This is a genomic window from Burkholderia contaminans (genome assembly GCF_029633825.1).
Lineage (GTDB): Bacteria > Pseudomonadota > Gammaproteobacteria > Burkholderiales > Burkholderiaceae > Burkholderia > Burkholderia contaminans.
This window is the reverse complement of record NZ_CP090643.1, coordinates 330,884-346,146: the sequence shown is the minus strand read 5'-3', so window position 1 is coordinate 346,146 and position 15,263 is coordinate 330,884. Positions and strand designations below refer to the sequence as shown.

Sequence of the window (15,263 nt, the reverse complement as noted above, 5' to 3'; positions counted from 1 at the left end):
TTACAGAGGCAAACCGGCGACCGAGTACACACGGACCGCCGAGCGCGGAATGGCAAAGCGATCGATGGCCTTCTCCGTCTGAAGTGGCAACACCAACAGCCGGTGCATGAAAGCGCTTCCGCTCGGTTCGACATGCGCGAATAACCGCCCCACAAGCTCACGGTTCTGTAGCGGCTCATCGACAACCACGATGTCGGCGCCGTTGAGGTCGAACAAAGGATAGTGTCCGACCGCTGCATCTCGCGTTTGACCCTCGAAGGCGACTTCAACCTTGTCCTTGACCAGGAGAGTGTGGCAGTCCACGTAGGCCACCCGAGCGGTCCCTTGCGCGCAGCATGCTTCCGTCCATTGCTTCAGCGATATCGTCTTGCCGGTTTGACACGCCCCGACGATCGCAAGGACCTTTGTTGTTCCCAGACAGTCGCTAACGAGGTCCGCCACGATCGCCGGTGTAAGAATTATGCGGTCCACCTGTTGCTCCTGTTTTCCGTTCAATTGAAGTTGACGGGTTCGCGCAGCATCGTACCGAAGGCGTGCTGACGGAATCCGAATCGCGAATAGAACTCGGTCAACCGCGCTGCTGCCGCATCCGCATCTTCGTAGTAGCTGCCGTCCGGGGTCAGCGTCACGCAAACACCGAGCCGGTCTGCAAGTGCAGTTGCGGCCAGCATCGAGCGCGTGCCATCGCCGCGCCCCTCTACCCCGGCAATGATGCGCACAATCTCTACGCCAAAGCCGTCACTCGCAGGCTCAACCTGAACCTCGCCACCCGGAAGCATTGCGTACATGGCATCGCCAATCGCGTTCGCAGCCTGCTCCAAATTCAGTCGCTCGCTTGCCATGATCTTTTTCCTATGCACACTCAGATGCCAAGAACCAGCTTTTGCAGCGACGTGATCACTCTGCCTGCGATGTGCATCGGCCCTTCGTGGACGATCATGATCCCCGCGCCGACAACCGCGAGCGCAATCAGATAGACCTTCAGTGGAGGAACCGCTTGCCGCTCTGCCGTTGTTCCGGTGGTCTTCTCGTTGCTCGTATCCATGCTTTCTGCTTTCCGTTGCATCAGCCGTTGGATTCCCGTGCGCTCAGGACGACCGCGACAATCACCGCGCCGAATGCAAAAATGGAGCAGAGCAGCGGCACGGTCATCTTCGGACCAACCGACAGCGAGGCTTCTACTGCAAATCCGAACCCGAATGCCGTAAACGCGAGCGCGACGACCGGAGTCAGTCCGACCGAGATTTTCTTGCTCACATGCTTTCCTTGAATAGTTGGCATTGATGTTCCCCGTTTTCCTACCGGTGGTGATCGTGCCGATTGTGCTGTGCTTGATAAGCGGCAGCAGCGTCGTCGTTGCGTCGTCGTTCGTCATCCCACGCGCGCTGTCGCGCGTCCTCCTTGCGCCTTTGCATTGGGCTGCGCCGGTCGAAGGTCAACAGCCAGAACGCGAGAATGATTCCCCCGAAGACCAGGCATTTCTCAAAGAAGTCGCGCATGTTGCTTTTTCCGATGGTAATTCGCGAATCTGCTTGAGCGTTAACACAACACCGGCCCCAGCGGGGCTTTGCAGCGTCAGAGGTCGGTTCAGCGCCAGATACTGCGTTGTCACGCCTGTACCCACGGCCCGGTCGGTGCCTACGTTGTCGATCACGTTAACCCGCGATTCAAGCAGCTTGCTTTCGAGCGCCTGCTGCGCTGCGACCGCCACGAACAGACCGCCAGGGCCTTTAGCCGTTTGTGGCTTACCGTGGTCTTCCAGATTGAGCGTGGCGGGCTTTGCGCTCGCGTCGCCGGGGAACTGAACATCAACGACGTACGACGCCGCGTGTGCGCCGTTCAGCGCGCTCAACACGACCAGTGCCACCTGTGAACGAACAATAGAGTTTGACACAGCGCGCACAATAAAATCAGATGCTTAGCGATCTACTGGGTTAGGCACCGATGAAATAGAGCTTGACACTAACGCAATCCAACACAATTCGCAGAAGCATTTTGCGACAAAAGAGTTTGACACAAGTTGTAATGCCCCAAGGGTACACCGGCGCCGACTGCCGAAGCTTCTAGCCTCTGATCAGAGCGGGAACGGCACCTCGTAATCTTCGTCTTGCCCGTGGCATATCGCCTGCTCGCCGTTCTGCACGCGCTCAGTTCGCGCACCTAATGCTTGTGCCGGTGATGCACATCCGGGAAGTGTGCATGCGAATGGGTGATGGGCAGGTGCACATGCGGATGGGTATGGGGTTCATCGCTATCGAATGGGAAATCGTGCTCGTGCTGGTGATGTTCGTCGTGGCGATGGCGATGCGTGTGTTCGAGAGGCTCGTGCGTATGCTCATGCTCATGTCGTTCACGCACGTGCAGCCAAATGCCCAGCGCCATCATGGCGGTGGCGATCCAGAAAGACACGGACGGCCACTCGGGCCAGATAAGCAACGATAGCGCCACGCCGAAAAGCGGCGCAACCGAGAAGTAGGCGCCGGCCCGGGCTGACCGAGGTGCCGGAGCGCGATCACAAAGAACACCAGACTCACGCCGTAGCCGGCAAGCCCGGTCAGCATCGCAGCAGCGACCGTGATCGCGCCCGGTAACGGGTGCCCTCAAGAAACGGACTTTTGCGTACGTTAATGGCGAATGGCACTTACGCGGCGCCGACGTCACGTGGTTCTTCGCCTCGCTGCAATGAGGCAATCAGCGGACACGACACGTTGCCCTTGCGCGAATGGCACGCGCACACGAGCTGGGTGAGCACGGCTTCCATGCGTTCGAGATCGGCGAGTTTGTCCTGAATGTCGCGGAGCTTGTGCTCCGCGAGGCTGCTCGCCTCGTCGCAATGCGTCCCATCCTCCAGTTTCAACAGGTCCGCTATTTCGTCGAGGCTGAAGCCCAGCCGCTGGGCCGACTTGACGAACCGAACCCTCGTCACATCGCCTTCGCCATAGCGGCGAATGCTGCCATACGGCTTATCCGGTTCCAGCAGCAATCCCTTGCGCTGATAGAACCGGATCGTCTCCACATTGACGCCGGCGGCCTTCGCGAAGGCGCCGATGGTCAGGCTTTCGCTACCGTTATCCATACCGCTTGACTCCGTACATAGGTACGGAAGTAAGGTTACGCTACTCAGTGGATATTCGGAAGGGCAGCGTATGGCGGAACAGCAGAATGGGCGCGGCGCACTTGCCGCCGGCGGACTGGCCGCTATCCTCGCGTCGACCTGCTGCCTCGGGCCACTGGTGCTCGTCGCGCTGGGTGTGAGCGGCGCCTGGATCGGCAATCTGACTTTGCTCGAACCCTGGCGGCCGGCTTTCATCGGCGTGGCACTGGTGGCGTTGTTCTTCGCCGGCCGACGCATCTTTCGGCCCGTTGCGGTGTGCAGGCCCGGCGAGGTGTGCGCGATTCCACAGGTGCGCGCCGCGTACAAGCTCATCTTCTGGATCGTTGTCGCGTTGGTACTGATCGCGGTTGGTTTCCCCTACGTACTGCCCCTGTTCTATTGAACCTGGAGTTCATCATGAAAAAGCTGCTTGCAGCACTCGCGCTCGCCGTTGTTGCCGTCCCGGTCTGGGCCGCGACGCAGACGGTTACGCTGTCTGTGCCCGGCATGACGTGTGCCGCCTGCCCCATTACGGTCAAACACGCGCTGTCCCAAGTTACGGGCGTCGAAAAAACGGATGTCCGTTTCGAGCAGCGCGAAGCCGTCGTGACGTTCGACGATGGCAAGACGAGCGTCCAGGCACTGACCAAGGCTACGGCGGACGCGGGCTATCCGTCGTCGGTCAAGCCCTGAAACTACAGAGGTACTGCAATGTCATTCGTCACGCGCGCGGCCGATAAGGCCGGTTTGCTTGGCAGCATCGTGTCGGCGATGGGCTGTGCGAGCTGCTTCCCGCGATCGCCAGTCTGGGCGCCACCATTGGTCTGGGCTTCCTGAGCCAGTACGAAGGGTTGTTCATCCGCATCCTGCTACCGGCCTTCGCCGGCGTCGCGCTGTTCGCCAATGCGGTCGGCTGGCTCAAGCATCGGCAGTGGCGCCGTACCGTGCCCGGCCTGATCGGGCCGCTGCTGGTGCTGGCAGCCGTGTTTGTGATGCGCGCCTATGGCGAGCGCAGCGGCTGGCTGCTCTATCCCGGTCTCGCCATTATGGTGGCGACATCGCTCTGGGACCTGTTCTCCCCGGCCCAACGCGTCTGTGCCACCGATACGTGTGATTCGTGCACGGGCAGCGTGCGCAAGGGTTGAGTAGTGGCGCATCTAACTAAATCCATGAAAGAACGGAGCAAGGCGATGATGACCTTGAAGATTGACGGGATGACCTGCGCTTCCTGCGCCGAGCATGTCAGGCAGGCGCTGGAAAAGGTGCCCGGCGTGCGCTCGGCAGCGGTCTCCTATTCCAAAGCCCTAGCCGATCTGACGGTCGATGAAGGGGTTAGTCACGACACGCTGACTGCCGCGGTGACGACAGCCGGCTATCACGCCAGGGTGGCTGACGTGCCACCCCACTCAGCAGGCCTGCCCGGCAAGACGCCCGGCTCGGCGGAAACTGGTGGGAAGCGTAGCGGCGGTGATAGCGCGCTGCGGGTCGCCGTGATCGGCAGTGGTGGCGCTGCCATGGCGGCTGCGCTAAAGGCTGCCGAAAACGGCGCGCAGGTGACGCTGATCGAGCGCGGCACCATCGGCGGCACCTGCGTGAACGTCGGCTGCGTGCCCTCCAAAATCATGATCCGTGCCGCCCATATCGCGTATCTGCGGCAGACGAGTCCCTTCGACGCGGGCATTACCGCGACGGCACCGGCCATTGACCGGCCGCGCATGCTCGCCCAGCAGCAGGCGCGCGTGGACGAGCTGCGCCACGCCAAATATGAAAACATTCTCGACACGAGCCCGAACATCAACGTCCTGCACGGCGAGGCGCGGTTCACGGGAAGCCATTCGCTCACGATCACGCTGACCGCCGGCGGCGAACGTACGGTGTCGTTCGATCGCTGCCTGATTGCCACAGGTGCAACTGCCGCAGTGCCGCCGATTCCGGGCCTGAAGGACACGCCGTACTGGACCTCGACCGAAGCGCTGGTGAACGACGCGATTCCCGAGCGACTGGCTGTGATCGGCTCGTCGGTAGTCGCACTGGAACTGGCCCAGGCATTTGCACGGCTGGGCAGCCATGTTACGGTCCTGGCCCGTCACACGCTGCTCTACCAGGAGGACCCGGCGATCGGCGAAGCCGTGACGGCCGCCTTTCGCGCCGAGGGCATCGAGGTGCTGGAACAGACCCAGGCAACCCACGTGTCGCACGCCGATGGCAAGTTCGTCGTCACCACGAACCACGGCGAGCTGCGGGCCGACCAGTTGCTGGTGGCAACAGGTCGTGCTCCCAACACCGGTAGTCTGAATGTGGCGGGCGCCGGCGTGCAGCTCGACGAGCGCGGCGCCATCGTGATCGACGGCGGCATGCGCACGAGCGCACCGGATATCTATGCGGCGGGCGACTGCACCAACCAGCCGCAGTTCGTCTATGTCGCGGCGGCTGCCGGTACACGCGCGGCGATCAACATGACCGGAGGTGATGTACGTCTCAATCTCGATACGATGCCGACGGTCGTCTTCACTGAGCCACAGGTTGCGACGGTTGGCTACAGCGAGGCGCAGGCGCACCGGGCGGGCATCGAGACCGACAATCGCACCCTAACGCTCGACAATGTCCCACGTGCGCTGGTGAACTTCGACACGCACGGCTTCATCAAGCTGGTGGCGGAAGCCGGCACCGGCCGGCTCATCGGCGTGCAGGCGGTGGCGCCCGAGGCGGGCGAACTCATCCAGACGGCCGCGATCGCGATCCGCGCAAGGATGACCGTGCAGGACCTCGCCGACCAGCTGTTCCCGTACCTGACAATGGTCGAGGGGCTCAAGCTCGCTGCGCAGACCTTCTCGAAGGATGTGAAGCAGCTCTCATGCTGCGCGGGATAACCTGTGGGGGGACGACGATGAACCTTGCGCGCCATACGGCCGAACTGGTCGAGCGCCTGGCGATGGCCAACCAGTTGGAAGGCTTTGCAGATCTCTTTGTCGTGCTGCTGCGTGAACTCAGCAAGGGGGCGCCGGTTTCTCCGGCCGCATTGGCCCTGGCCTTGGACTGGCCCATCGAGCGGGTGAGCGTGGCACTCGAACAGGCGGTAAGCACGGAGTGGGACGACTATGGCAACGTCGTCGGCTACGGCTTGACGTTGCGTGAGACCCCGCACACTTTCGAGGTCGACGGCCGGCGCCTGTACACGTGGTGTGCCTTCGATACGCTGTTCTTCCCGGCGCTGATCGACCGGACGGCCCACGTGGTCTCGCGATGTGCCGCCACCGGCACACCGGTCTCGCTCACGGTCACGCCCACCGCGATAGAGGACATCGAGCCGACGGGCGCGGCCGTGTCGCTGATCCTCCCGCAGAACACGCCTGACATCCGCGCTGCGTTCTGCTGTCATGTGCATTTCTTTGCCTCTGCCGCCGCGGGTCAGCAGTGGGCCGCGACACGCCCCGGCATCGAGGTTGTGAGCGTCCGGGACGCCTTCGCCGTGGGCCGCGAGTGTGCCGAGCGGCTGTTGGGGGCCACCTGCCTGCGAAACGCGGGGAGCACAAACCGTGCGTGATCCAACTGCACCCGGATTAACTCGTAGCGCCCGCTGGCGCGCCTGGCTCTGGGGTGCGCTCGCGGCGCTCACGTGCCCATGCCATTTGCCGATCGTGCTGCTGGCACTGTCCGGCACGGCGGCCGGAGCACTCGTCAGCCAGCATCAGGGCATCGCCGTGGTCGTGCTGCTGGCGTTTTTTGCCTTGTCGCTCACATGGGCGCTGCGCGCGTTCCGGGCGCCCCGGTGATCTGCGCATCGGTGCGCTCAGTCACGCGTCGGGTGTCAGGCTGAGGCATGCTTCAACCTGACGTCAGGCCTGCGACCAAAGCGCGTCACGTTAGGGTTGACTTCCTCATTGGTGGACACACGTTTCTCCGTGTCGAAGACCCTAACCTGACGATCTCGCCGCTAAACGTACGAAAAAGTCCGAATCTTGACGGCACCCCTATGCGGGCGCCGCTTTTTGCGCCGTGACCATCGCGCTGGTTTGGCTCCAGCGGCGGCCTCAGAGAACATAAGGCACGTCAAGCCTGCTGCCGCGGCAGCAACGGCCTGAATTCGCGCAAGCCAGTCCTGGCGCTGCGGAAGCCGCCGGGAGTCGCCGGTCAGGTTGATATGCTCCGGGTCTGACGCCATCTGCTATAGCAACGGGGCGTCGCCGGTAGTGTTAGTGTGGCCGTACAAGGCGGCTGCGGCGCCCTTCAGGCAAGTGTGTTTCACGGCGCTACACCGCACTTCGTCATTCCGGAGTTCCAGAGCCCGTGGCGCCCCGGCCATCGCCGTGCGCCGGCCCTCGTACAAGTTTTGCCTGCTGTCGCGCGCGATCGTTGATGACCTGATGCCGCCGATGGTCCGTCATTGTCTTCCAGTTGCGGATTTCATCGCGTGTGCGCAGGCAGCCGGTGCAGAACCCTGTCCGACCATCCATGACGCACACGTCGATGCACGGTGACCTGACGGCCATCGCTCAGGCTGCGACACGCGTCGGGTTGACTTCCACCGTCACGTGCGACAAGCCCCGGAAGCGTTTGAGTGCTGCGTGATAGAAGCCAGGGCTGCGTTGCGGCTCGGTAGTCGCAACCGACACCACCGCGCCCATGTGACCGGGTCCCAGGCGCCATACGTGCAGGTCGATTACCCGGTCGCCATGGCCCTCGATCGTGCGACGGACATTGTCAGACAGTTTGCGGTCCAGATTCATGTCGAGCAAAATCCCGCCCGTGTCGCGCATCAAACCCCACGACCAGTTCGCGATCACCAGTGCGCCAATCACGCCGGCAAGCGGGTCCATCCACATCCAGCCGAACGTACGCGCCAGCACCAGCCCAATGATGGCCAGCACGGAGACGGCTGCATCCGCGATCACGTGGACGTACGCCGAACGGATATTGTGATCCCGGTTCGCAGCGGTGACTGCGTCGTCATGGTCGTGCTCATGCTCCTCGAAGGCGAGTTCGTGCAAGCCGTCGCTCAACCGGACGACGGCCTTGAACTCGTGCGGCTCCGGAATCTGGTCGGTTGACTCCAGGTAGCCGCCCCGGTCAACGAACGTGAACGCTTGACGTGCGCCGTCCGGGCGTACCGTCGTGACCGAAACCCCGTCTGCGGCCAGGCGCGAATCCTCCGTCGCCGGCGTTATGCGGAAGACGGGCGGCACGCCGTCCTCGAAAACCGAAACCTCGAACACGCCAGACGGAGTGAATATGCGCCGGACCTCATCGTCATGAGCATGGTCGCCGTGATCTTCGTCGCCATGGCCGTGACCGTGACCGTGCCCATGTCCATGCGCATGCCCGTGGCCATGACCGTGATGGTCACCGCTCAGCAGCCAGACGCTCGCCAGGTTGACCAGCAGTCCGACCACCGCGATGGGAATCGCTTCCCCGAAATGGATTGGCACCGGCGAAAAGAAACGGGATACCGCCTCATAGGCGATCAGCAGCGCAATCATCGCCAGCACGATGGCGCTGGTGAACCCCGCCAGATCGCCAAGCTTGCCGGTTCCAAACACGAAGCGCGGATCCGACGCGTGCCGGCGCGCGTAAGTGTAAGCAAGCGCCGCGATCAGCATGGCACCCGCGTGCGTTGACATGTGCAGACCGTCGGCGACCAGCGCCAGTGAGCCGAACAGACTGCCGCCAAGAATCTCGGCCACCATCATCGCACTGCAAAGCGCAATGACTGCCCAGGTCCGCCGCTCGTTCTGCGCGTGTGCCGCGCCGAGATAGATGTGATCGTGTCCGGCGCCAAAGGCTGCGCTCTGGAAATCGCTCATGTTGCCCTCTTACCTGAAATAGCTGTGGATCACTTCGATCAGCTCCTCTGTGCCGCTGACATGCCCGTGCGACGGATCGGCATCGACCAGATGAGTTCGGACATGGTCCTCCAGCACCACTGCCAGAAGACCATTCATCGCGCCACGGCAGCTCGTAATCTGCTGCAGCACCTCGGAGCAACCGCGCTCTTCCTCGAGCGAGCGCTCCACCGCTTCGAGCTGCCCCTTGATGCGGCGCACCCGGTTGAGCAGCTTCTGTTTCTCGCGAATTGTGTGGCTCATGAAAGGCATCTCCGTGAAGACTGGACGGGACTGTAGCACATTTACAAAGATATAGGGGGTATAGGTATATTATTTGGCCGGAAATTCTCCGGCATCATGCCCGTTCGTTGATCGAGTTGGACCCGTGGCGATGACCGCGTCACCCACAAAACCGCCTGAATTGGCGATTCATGGGGCCAGGATCGGCACGCAACACGAATTTTTTGCCCCCAGCTTAGATCCGGTTGACTCAGGATACCCCCACCCCCTACAATCCAACAATCTTCACGGACGGGGCAATTGCCTTGGACACCTGCAGTAGTCGACCTTTGATCCGTTTCGCTGCCTGACTGGCAGGACGTCCCCGCGCTCACCTATCAGCCGCCGTCCTGCCGTCAGGCAGACGGTGCGCGCCGCAGTAACGCAGCCCCGTGCACCCCAGAAAGCGCCATCGACCCGCGTGCTTGCGCGAAGTCAATGGCATCGTGACGCGAGTCCCACTCGCGTGCGCATCTGCTCCCTGTGAGCAGCGCGTGAACCTGTACGGGCGCATCTGGCGCCAGAAAGGAGCCGAAATGCCGGACTGTGACAGTTACCCCATATGCCGCTCATCCCTGCTTTTCATCAGGGCAAACGGGTAGCACGCACCTCACGGCGCCCATGATGCGCCGGTCTCCGTGTCTGCCCGCGCCCCACGTTTCGCGTCCTGCCAGACGCACGGAGAACATCATGAACTTTGGCCTTCTCGTGTCGCAAAACCCGCACATCGACGACTCGCGTGCCTGCTACGACACCATGCTGTCGCTGCAGCCCCGCACACCGAACCGCTTCGCTGCATTCTGGCGCTGCGTCAGCCGACTCATCTCGTAACAGGCCGTAAGCCATTTCGGCATGCGCGACGGACGCGTTTTTCCAGCGACCGGTCCGCTCGCGCATGCTTGACCGCCACAGAGTTGTTCCAGCGCAATCCGGGAACCATAAAAATGTCTACGCCAACTGATCTCTCACCACCCACGCTCGGGCGGGAACGCACCGCAGTCCTCGATTCGGCCCATCTGGGCGACATCAAGGGAGCGCTCGGCACCATTGCCCACCACGACACCGCCCCGCGCACGACATGGTGGGCGCGCTTTCGAACGTTGCTGGCTATTCTGGGCCCGGGCCTGATCGTCATGGTCGGCGACAACGACGCGGGCGCCTTCAGCACCTATACACAGGCTGGCCAGAACTACGGCACGACGCTGCTGTGGACGCTTCTGCTGCTCGTGCCCGTCCTCTTCGTCAACCAGGAAATGGTCCTGCGGCTCGGTGCGGTCACCGGCGTCGGGCATGCGCGGTTGATCTTCGAGCGCTTTGGCAAGTTCTGGGGGGCGTTCAGCGTGATCGATCTCTTCCTGCTCAACGCGCTCACGATCGTCACCGAATTCATTGGCATCACGTTTGTGCTCGACTTCTTCGGCCTCTCCCGTATCGCGGGCGTCTGCATCGCCGCAGCGCTGACGATGGCCGCTGTCAGTACGGGGAATTTCCGGCGCTTCGAGCGCTTCGCCGTCGTGCTGTGTGCGCTGAGCCTGCTCCTTGTTCCCGTGCTGGTGTCGATACATCCGCCGGTTGGCCAGATGACGCGCGACTTCTTCATCCCGAACTGGCCTGCGCACTCGAAGCTTTCGGATGTGATGCTGCTCGTCATTGGTATCGTTGGTACGACGATCGCACCCTGGCAGCTGTTCTTCCAGCAGAGCTATGTGATCGACAAGCGCATTACGCCGCGCTTCATGAAGTACGAGAAAGCCGACCTGTGGATCGGCATCGCACTGGTGCTGATCGGCGCAGTGGCCATGATGGCGTTCAGTGCCGCGCTGTTCTCGGGAAAGCCCGAATTTGGCAATTTTACGGATGCGGGCGGCGTCATCACCGGCCTTGAAAAATACGCCGGCCGTACCTCGGCCGTGCTGTTTGCGATTGCGCTCTTCGATGCGGCGATCATCGGCGCAGCGGCAGTCTCGCTGTCGACCGCCTATGCGATTGGCGACGTGTTCAAGATCCGTCACTCGCTGCATCGGGGCGTGACGGACGCGAAAGGCTTTTACCTTGTGTACTTCGGCATTGTCGCGCTGGCTGCCGTAATCGTACTGATTCCCGGTAGCCCCCTCGGACTGCTGACCGAAGCGGTCCAGACGCTCGCCGGCGTGTTGCTGCCGAGTGCTACGGTGTTCCTGCTGCTCCTGTGCAACGACAAGGCCGTGCTCGGACCATGGGTCAACTCCAGAAAGCTCAACCTGTTCACAGGGGCGGTGATCTGGGTGCTGGTGATGCTGTCGATCATCCTGACCGCGTCGGTGATGTACCCGGATATCAGCGGTGAGACGATTCTCGTAGTACTCGCGGGCGGAACCGTGCTGGCCATCGCTGGCTATGCCGTGACGGCTGCGCTGCGCAGAGGTAGCAGGGACCCCGTGGGCTCAACCCAGGCATGGCCAGAGGGCGCACGCGACACGTGGCGCATGCCGCCGCTGAACGATCTGCCGGCGCCGAACCTGACGCTGGCCAAGCGTGTCTGGATGGGAGTCCTGCGCGGCTACCTGCTGCTGGCCGTGGGGCTCGTCGTGCTCAAGGTCGTGCAGATGACCCTGTTGAAATAGCGCGCTGCATCAGTCGTTTCACGCGTGCAGCTGCACGCAGCTCAGTTCAGGGCGCGTTTGTTGTGACCCGCACCTCAATCCCGCCGGAGCATACAGCGGGACGCCCGGTGGACGCCAGATGCCGGCCGGATGGCCGTTGAGCGGGGCGCGACAGGAAATGGTAACCGCAGTGGCCGATCTTGCTGAGGAGGAATTGTCGTGAAGTACCTGAAAAACCGGGATGCAGCGTGGATCGCGATGCTTCTGGCCGGGTTTGTGGTCCTGGCTTTCATGTTCGCAGCCAGAAACACCGGCGATATCACATTGGGAGACACCTCGAGCGCGGGTGCGAGAGCGCCTGCACCGCATCAGGTTACGACCCACTGCCTGATTTACGGGAAGTACTGCCTCGGCGAGTCGTTACGTGCAAGCCAGGGCTGAGCAGTGGCGAGCCGGGTATGCCCCGGCCTCGCACCTGAACGCAGGGTGCGCGACGCGCCTACGCCTAATTTCCCGGTGCGGGTAATCGTTAATATCTGAAGCTTCGGGTATTAACGAATCACGGCCAACCCTCTAGTTCGGCCCGGCTGATGCCGTGATGAGGATCGGCCGGGATTCGTAAATTTTCGCCAGAAGCGGTTTAACGCATTGGTGAGTAAAAGAAATTCGTTGTCGTCGAAGGAGCGTGGTATCTCGCAATACTGAATTCTGGAGACTGTGCCCCCTTCGGCAAAGACATGCCCGCTCGCTCCAGGGGTTTGAGGAACCTGGCCCCCCAATGAGTTCAGGCATGGCTAACAGTACCAACGGCAACTTGGCGTCCGCGCCCACAGAAATAGCGATCGCGAGAGACGGAGCATCTGATCGCCGAAGTCGATGGCGTCCAAGAAAAGTGAGTTGAGTGATAGGGCAGCGCTGGCCCACCCGCAAAAACCGCTCGCAAGTTCGTCATAGGACTGCTTCAACCAAGGGATGTCGCGGACCTGTTTGCTGCATGTACGGCTCCGTTAAGGTCGCAGCCATCGTCGGCCAATCGGCATAGCCAATACCTTCCTGTACAAGGCAATCGAAGCCCCGGTTACCACCCTGCCCCCGACTCGCCAGAACGGGCTGCCAAGCATGTAGGCGATCCAGGCGACAATTGCCGCCCCGATCATGTCAAACGGAAAGTGCACGCCAACAAACAAGCGGGCCCACGCAACGGCGATATCGACGATCAGTGCAAGCAGTCCAAGTCGTCTTTTTCCTGCGTAGAAGAGTGTGAAAGAGATCGCAGAAAGCAATGTGGCGTGATCGCTCGGAAATGACGAGTCAGGAGCATGCGCGAGGAATGCATGCCCTATTCCGATTGCGAATGGCCGGGGGTGGTACCACACCATTCCGATCAACTGGTTAATGCCGAGTGCCAGGAAGCCAACAAAACATGCACGCAGGGCCATTTCCCGCCTCTCGTCGCCGCCCGCCAACCACAGGCAGACAAGTATGACAGGAGCCGCCCAGATAGCATAGTTGGCGATGATCACTCCCATTCCGATGAGCCAATGCGGCGTCGCTGGCGTGGCGTTGAGCACGAGAAAAATGGTTTGATTGAGCGCTTCGAGCGTTTCCATAAGAGGCTTTTGTCGTGAAGATCAGGATCGGTCAGCGGTTGCGCTTCTCCAGGCGTGGCGCGAAACGGCACATCACCAGTGGGACGACAGCCAGACCGGCTCCGGCAAAGAACGTCGCCGACGCGCCATGGCGATCCCACAGCCAACCGGCGATGACGCTCGCGACCAGCATGCAGACGCCGCTCGCGAGATTGAAAAGGCCGAACGAACTTCCGCGAAGTGTCTGCGGCGCTGTTTCTGCGACCATCGCCGCGAGAATGCCTTGTGTGAAACCCATGTGCAGGCCCCAGAGCGCAACGCCGAGGAGGACGGTGATGATCGACGCGCTCGTGCCCAGCACAAGATCTGCCGCGATCAGGAGCACGAGCCCCCAGGCGAGTAGAAACCGGCGATCGATGCGATCCGAAAGTGCTCCCGCGGGGTAGGCGGAGAGCGAATAGGCGAGACTCATGACCACCATCACGCCGGGAATCCACGCGATATTCAACCCGGTCTGCTGCGCGCGCAAGACAAGGAAGGCCTCGCTGAAGCGCGAAAGCGTGAAGGTGGCACCGATCGCGACCACGAACCAGTAGCGCTCCGGAAATTCACGCCATGCCCGCCAGTGCAGCGGGGACCGGAAGCGACGAGGCGCACCTTCACCGACCGGCTCCTCAATGCCAAACAGGATCAGGCCGACCGCGATGAACGCGGGTACGACCGCGAACCACAGGACAGTGCGAATGTGATCGGAAAACCCGAGCATCAATACGATTGCGGCAAGGGGTCCTGCAAATGCTCCGATCGTGTCCATCGACTGCCTCAGTCCAAAGCAGGCGCCACGAATCTCCGGGGGCGAGACGTCTGCGACGAGGGCGTCACGCGGCGCACCGCGAATCCCTTTGCCCGCGCGATCGACAAGTCGTGCGGCCGCGACAATCCCGGGTGTGCCGGCCAGCGGGAAAAGCGGCTTGGAAAGCGCGGCCAGCCCGTAGCCGAGCAACAACAGCGCCTTGCGTTTGCCAAGCCAATCACTTACGGGCCCCGAAAAGATCTTGACGATCATTGCGGTCGCTTCGGCTGCCCCTTCGAGCACACCCAGCGCGCTCACGCTCATGCCCATCGTGGTGACGAGAAAGATGGGCAGCAACGCATGAACCAGTTCGGACGAAAAGTCCATGAAGAGGCTGACAAACCCCAGCATCCGGACTGCACGGGGAATCGGAATGCGGTCGATGGTAGATGTATCAGGTAGCATCGTTCGTTGTCTGGAATCGGGAGAAAGCTGTTTTCTACCGGGCATCAGGCCGGTGCGGCGCCGCGGACTGTATCAGCTCCGCCCGACACGGGATCCCAGCCAGGCGCTCTACATTACCGCCTTCTGCCCGTTTCGGAGATATCGGTATTCGTGCCAGGTGAGGGCGATAACGACGATGTCCAAGGCCGTGACGAGCAACAACCAGACTGAGTGCGTGAATGTAAATCGATAGACCTGGTAGCCAATGAACAGGCCGAAAACAATCATGGAAATGGGAAAGTACCAAAGTCTCTCGCACAGCAAACCGATGATCAGCCACAGCTTGATCACGCCGTGTCCGAGCAGATAAATCGCCGCGAATTTCTGGGTGTCGACAGAAAGGTGCTGTACGGTATGAAGGAGAAAGTTGGCGACGAGATCATGGGGATCTTCCGCAAACTCATCCTGCGTGACCAAACGCACAAAAGTCAGAAAAAGCCGCTGCGGAACGAAGTATGTGACAACGCCGGCAGCGATTTCTGAAAGCGCGAAAATCGCCTTGAACCACAGGCTCAATTCAAACACCAGATGGAGCTTCTTCCCGTCAAGCAGCTTGTTCAGACCAATCACGGGGATCTCTCCAATGGTTCGCAATGCGGG

At 61.5% G+C, this 15,263-nt stretch carries 20 protein-coding genes and 2 pseudogenes; 9 read left to right on the top strand and 13 right to left on the bottom strand.

Annotation, left to right across the window (positions count from 1 at the left end):
* The 7 genes and pseudogenes from LXE91_RS40905 to merR all read right to left on the bottom strand — a co-directional run bounded on the left by LXE91_RS40905 (window position 1) and on the right by merR (window position 3,076).
* Complete coding sequence (locus LXE91_RS40905) at window positions 1-471, bottom strand: hypothetical protein (protein ID WP_069301827.1); 471 nt, start codon at window positions 469-471, stop codon at window positions 1-3.
* Between the two features lie 20 nt (window positions 472-491).
* Window positions 492-842: a hypothetical protein gene (locus tag LXE91_RS40900; protein WP_046543885.1), complete on the bottom strand. Its 351-nt coding sequence runs from the start codon at window positions 840-842 to the stop codon at window positions 492-494.
* A gap of 20 nt (window positions 843-862) precedes the next feature.
* Window positions 863-1,045 carry a hypothetical protein gene (locus tag LXE91_RS40895; RefSeq protein ID WP_046543884.1) on the bottom strand — a complete coding sequence of 61 codons (183 nt, stop codon included), beginning with the start codon at window positions 1,043-1,045 and terminating at the stop codon, window positions 863-865.
* Window positions 1,046-1,065: 20 nt separating this feature from the next.
* Window positions 1,066-1,257 (bottom strand): hypothetical protein, encoded by a 192-nt coding sequence (locus LXE91_RS40890; protein WP_046543883.1) that lies wholly within the window; start codon window positions 1,255-1,257, stop codon window positions 1,066-1,068.
* 178 nt (window positions 1,258-1,435) lie between these two features.
* Window positions 1,436-1,867 carry a hypothetical protein gene (locus tag LXE91_RS40885; protein ID WP_174990798.1) on the bottom strand — a complete coding sequence of 144 codons (432 nt, stop codon included), beginning with the start codon at window positions 1,865-1,867 and terminating at the stop codon, window positions 1,436-1,438.
* A gap of 293 nt (window positions 1,868-2,160) precedes the next feature.
* Window positions 2,161-2,573: pseudogene (locus LXE91_RS40880) on the bottom strand (EamA family transporter); the annotation flags it as partial.
* A gap of 68 nt (window positions 2,574-2,641) precedes the next feature.
* A complete protein-coding gene (gene merR, locus LXE91_RS40875) occupies window positions 2,642-3,076 on the bottom strand; it encodes an Hg(II)-responsive transcriptional regulator (protein WP_027813560.1) in 435 nt (144 codons plus the stop codon).
* 70 nt (window positions 3,077-3,146) lie between these two features.
* Between merR and merT the strand changes: the two genes are divergently transcribed.
* The 6 genes and pseudogenes from merT to merE all read left to right on the top strand — a co-directional run bounded on the left by merT (window position 3,147) and on the right by merE (window position 6,867).
* Entirely contained in the window at window positions 3,147-3,497 is a 351-nt protein-coding gene (gene merT, locus LXE91_RS40870; protein WP_027813559.1) for a mercuric ion transporter MerT, read from the top strand.
* Between the two features lie 14 nt (window positions 3,498-3,511).
* Window positions 3,512-3,787, top strand: a complete 276-nt coding sequence (gene merP / locus LXE91_RS40865) for a mercury resistance system periplasmic binding protein MerP (RefSeq protein WP_027813558.1) — start codon at window positions 3,512-3,514, stop codon at window positions 3,785-3,787.
* Between the two features lie 18 nt (window positions 3,788-3,805).
* Window positions 3,806-4,239, top strand: a pseudogene (gene merC / locus LXE91_RS40860) (organomercurial transporter MerC).
* A gap of 45 nt (window positions 4,240-4,284) precedes the next feature.
* Window positions 4,285-5,964, top strand: a complete 1,680-nt coding sequence (gene merA / locus LXE91_RS40855; protein ID WP_027813557.1) for a mercury(II) reductase — start codon at window positions 4,285-4,287, stop codon at window positions 5,962-5,964.
* A 17-nt stretch (window positions 5,965-5,981) separates the two neighbouring features.
* Entirely contained in the window at window positions 5,982-6,638 is a 657-nt protein-coding gene (gene merB / locus LXE91_RS40850; protein ID WP_027813556.1) for an organomercurial lyase MerB, read from the top strand.
* Window positions 6,631-6,867, top strand: a complete 237-nt coding sequence (gene merE / locus LXE91_RS40845; RefSeq protein WP_027813555.1) for a broad-spectrum mercury transporter MerE — start codon at window positions 6,631-6,633, stop codon at window positions 6,865-6,867. Before merB ends, merE begins: the two co-directional genes overlap by 8 nt.
* 492 nt (window positions 6,868-7,359) lie before the next feature.
* On the opposite strand, the gene LXE91_RS40840 is transcribed toward merE, so the two are convergent.
* The 3 genes from LXE91_RS40840 to LXE91_RS40830 are packed head-to-tail and all read right to left on the bottom strand — an operon-like array spanning window position 7,360 to window position 9,177.
* A complete protein-coding gene (locus LXE91_RS40840; protein WP_027813965.1) occupies window positions 7,360-7,584 on the bottom strand; it encodes a DUF1289 domain-containing protein in 225 nt (74 codons plus the stop codon).
* Window positions 7,585-7,587: 3 nt separating this feature from the next.
* Window positions 7,588-8,895 (bottom strand): CDF family Co(II)/Ni(II) efflux transporter DmeF, encoded by a 1,308-nt coding sequence (dmeF, locus tag LXE91_RS40835; protein ID WP_027813554.1) that lies wholly within the window; start codon window positions 8,893-8,895, stop codon window positions 7,588-7,590.
* 9 nt (window positions 8,896-8,904) lie between these two features.
* Window positions 8,905-9,177, bottom strand: coding sequence for a metal/formaldehyde-sensitive transcriptional repressor (locus LXE91_RS40830; protein ID WP_027813553.1), 273 nt, complete (start codon window positions 9,175-9,177; stop codon window positions 8,905-8,907).
* Between the two features lie 708 nt (window positions 9,178-9,885).
* On the opposite strand from LXE91_RS40830, the gene LXE91_RS40825 reads away from it, so the two are divergent.
* From LXE91_RS40825 to LXE91_RS40815, 3 genes are all read left to right on the top strand, one after another.
* Complete coding sequence (locus LXE91_RS40825) at window positions 9,886-10,026, top strand: hypothetical protein (RefSeq protein ID WP_164531308.1); 141 nt, start codon at window positions 9,886-9,888, stop codon at window positions 10,024-10,026.
* 113 nt (window positions 10,027-10,139) lie between these two features.
* The gene (locus LXE91_RS40820; protein WP_027813552.1) at window positions 10,140-11,798 is read left to right on the top strand and encodes an NRAMP family divalent metal transporter; all 1,659 of its coding nucleotides are present in this window, start codon (window positions 10,140-10,142) and stop codon (window positions 11,796-11,798) included.
* A 198-nt stretch (window positions 11,799-11,996) separates the two neighbouring features.
* On the top strand, window positions 11,997-12,218 hold the full coding sequence (locus LXE91_RS40815; protein ID WP_027813551.1) for a hypothetical protein: 222 nt from the start codon (window positions 11,997-11,999) through the stop codon (window positions 12,216-12,218).
* 566 nt (window positions 12,219-12,784) lie between these two features.
* On the opposite strand, the gene LXE91_RS40810 is transcribed toward LXE91_RS40815, so the two are convergent.
* The 3 genes from LXE91_RS40810 to LXE91_RS40800 form a co-directional block, all read right to left on the bottom strand.
* Complete coding sequence (locus tag LXE91_RS40810; RefSeq protein WP_027813550.1) at window positions 12,785-13,387, bottom strand: undecaprenyl-diphosphatase; 603 nt, start codon at window positions 13,385-13,387, stop codon at window positions 12,785-12,787.
* Between the two features lie 31 nt (window positions 13,388-13,418).
* Window positions 13,419-14,624: an MFS transporter gene (locus LXE91_RS40805; RefSeq protein ID WP_046196988.1), complete on the bottom strand. Its 1,206-nt coding sequence runs from the start codon at window positions 14,622-14,624 to the stop codon at window positions 13,419-13,421.
* 108 nt (window positions 14,625-14,732) lie between these two features.
* Window positions 14,733-15,233, bottom strand: coding sequence for a DUF2127 domain-containing protein (locus LXE91_RS40800; RefSeq protein WP_034176083.1), 501 nt, complete (start codon window positions 15,231-15,233; stop codon window positions 14,733-14,735).
* Window positions 15,234-15,263: the final 30 nt, after the last annotated feature.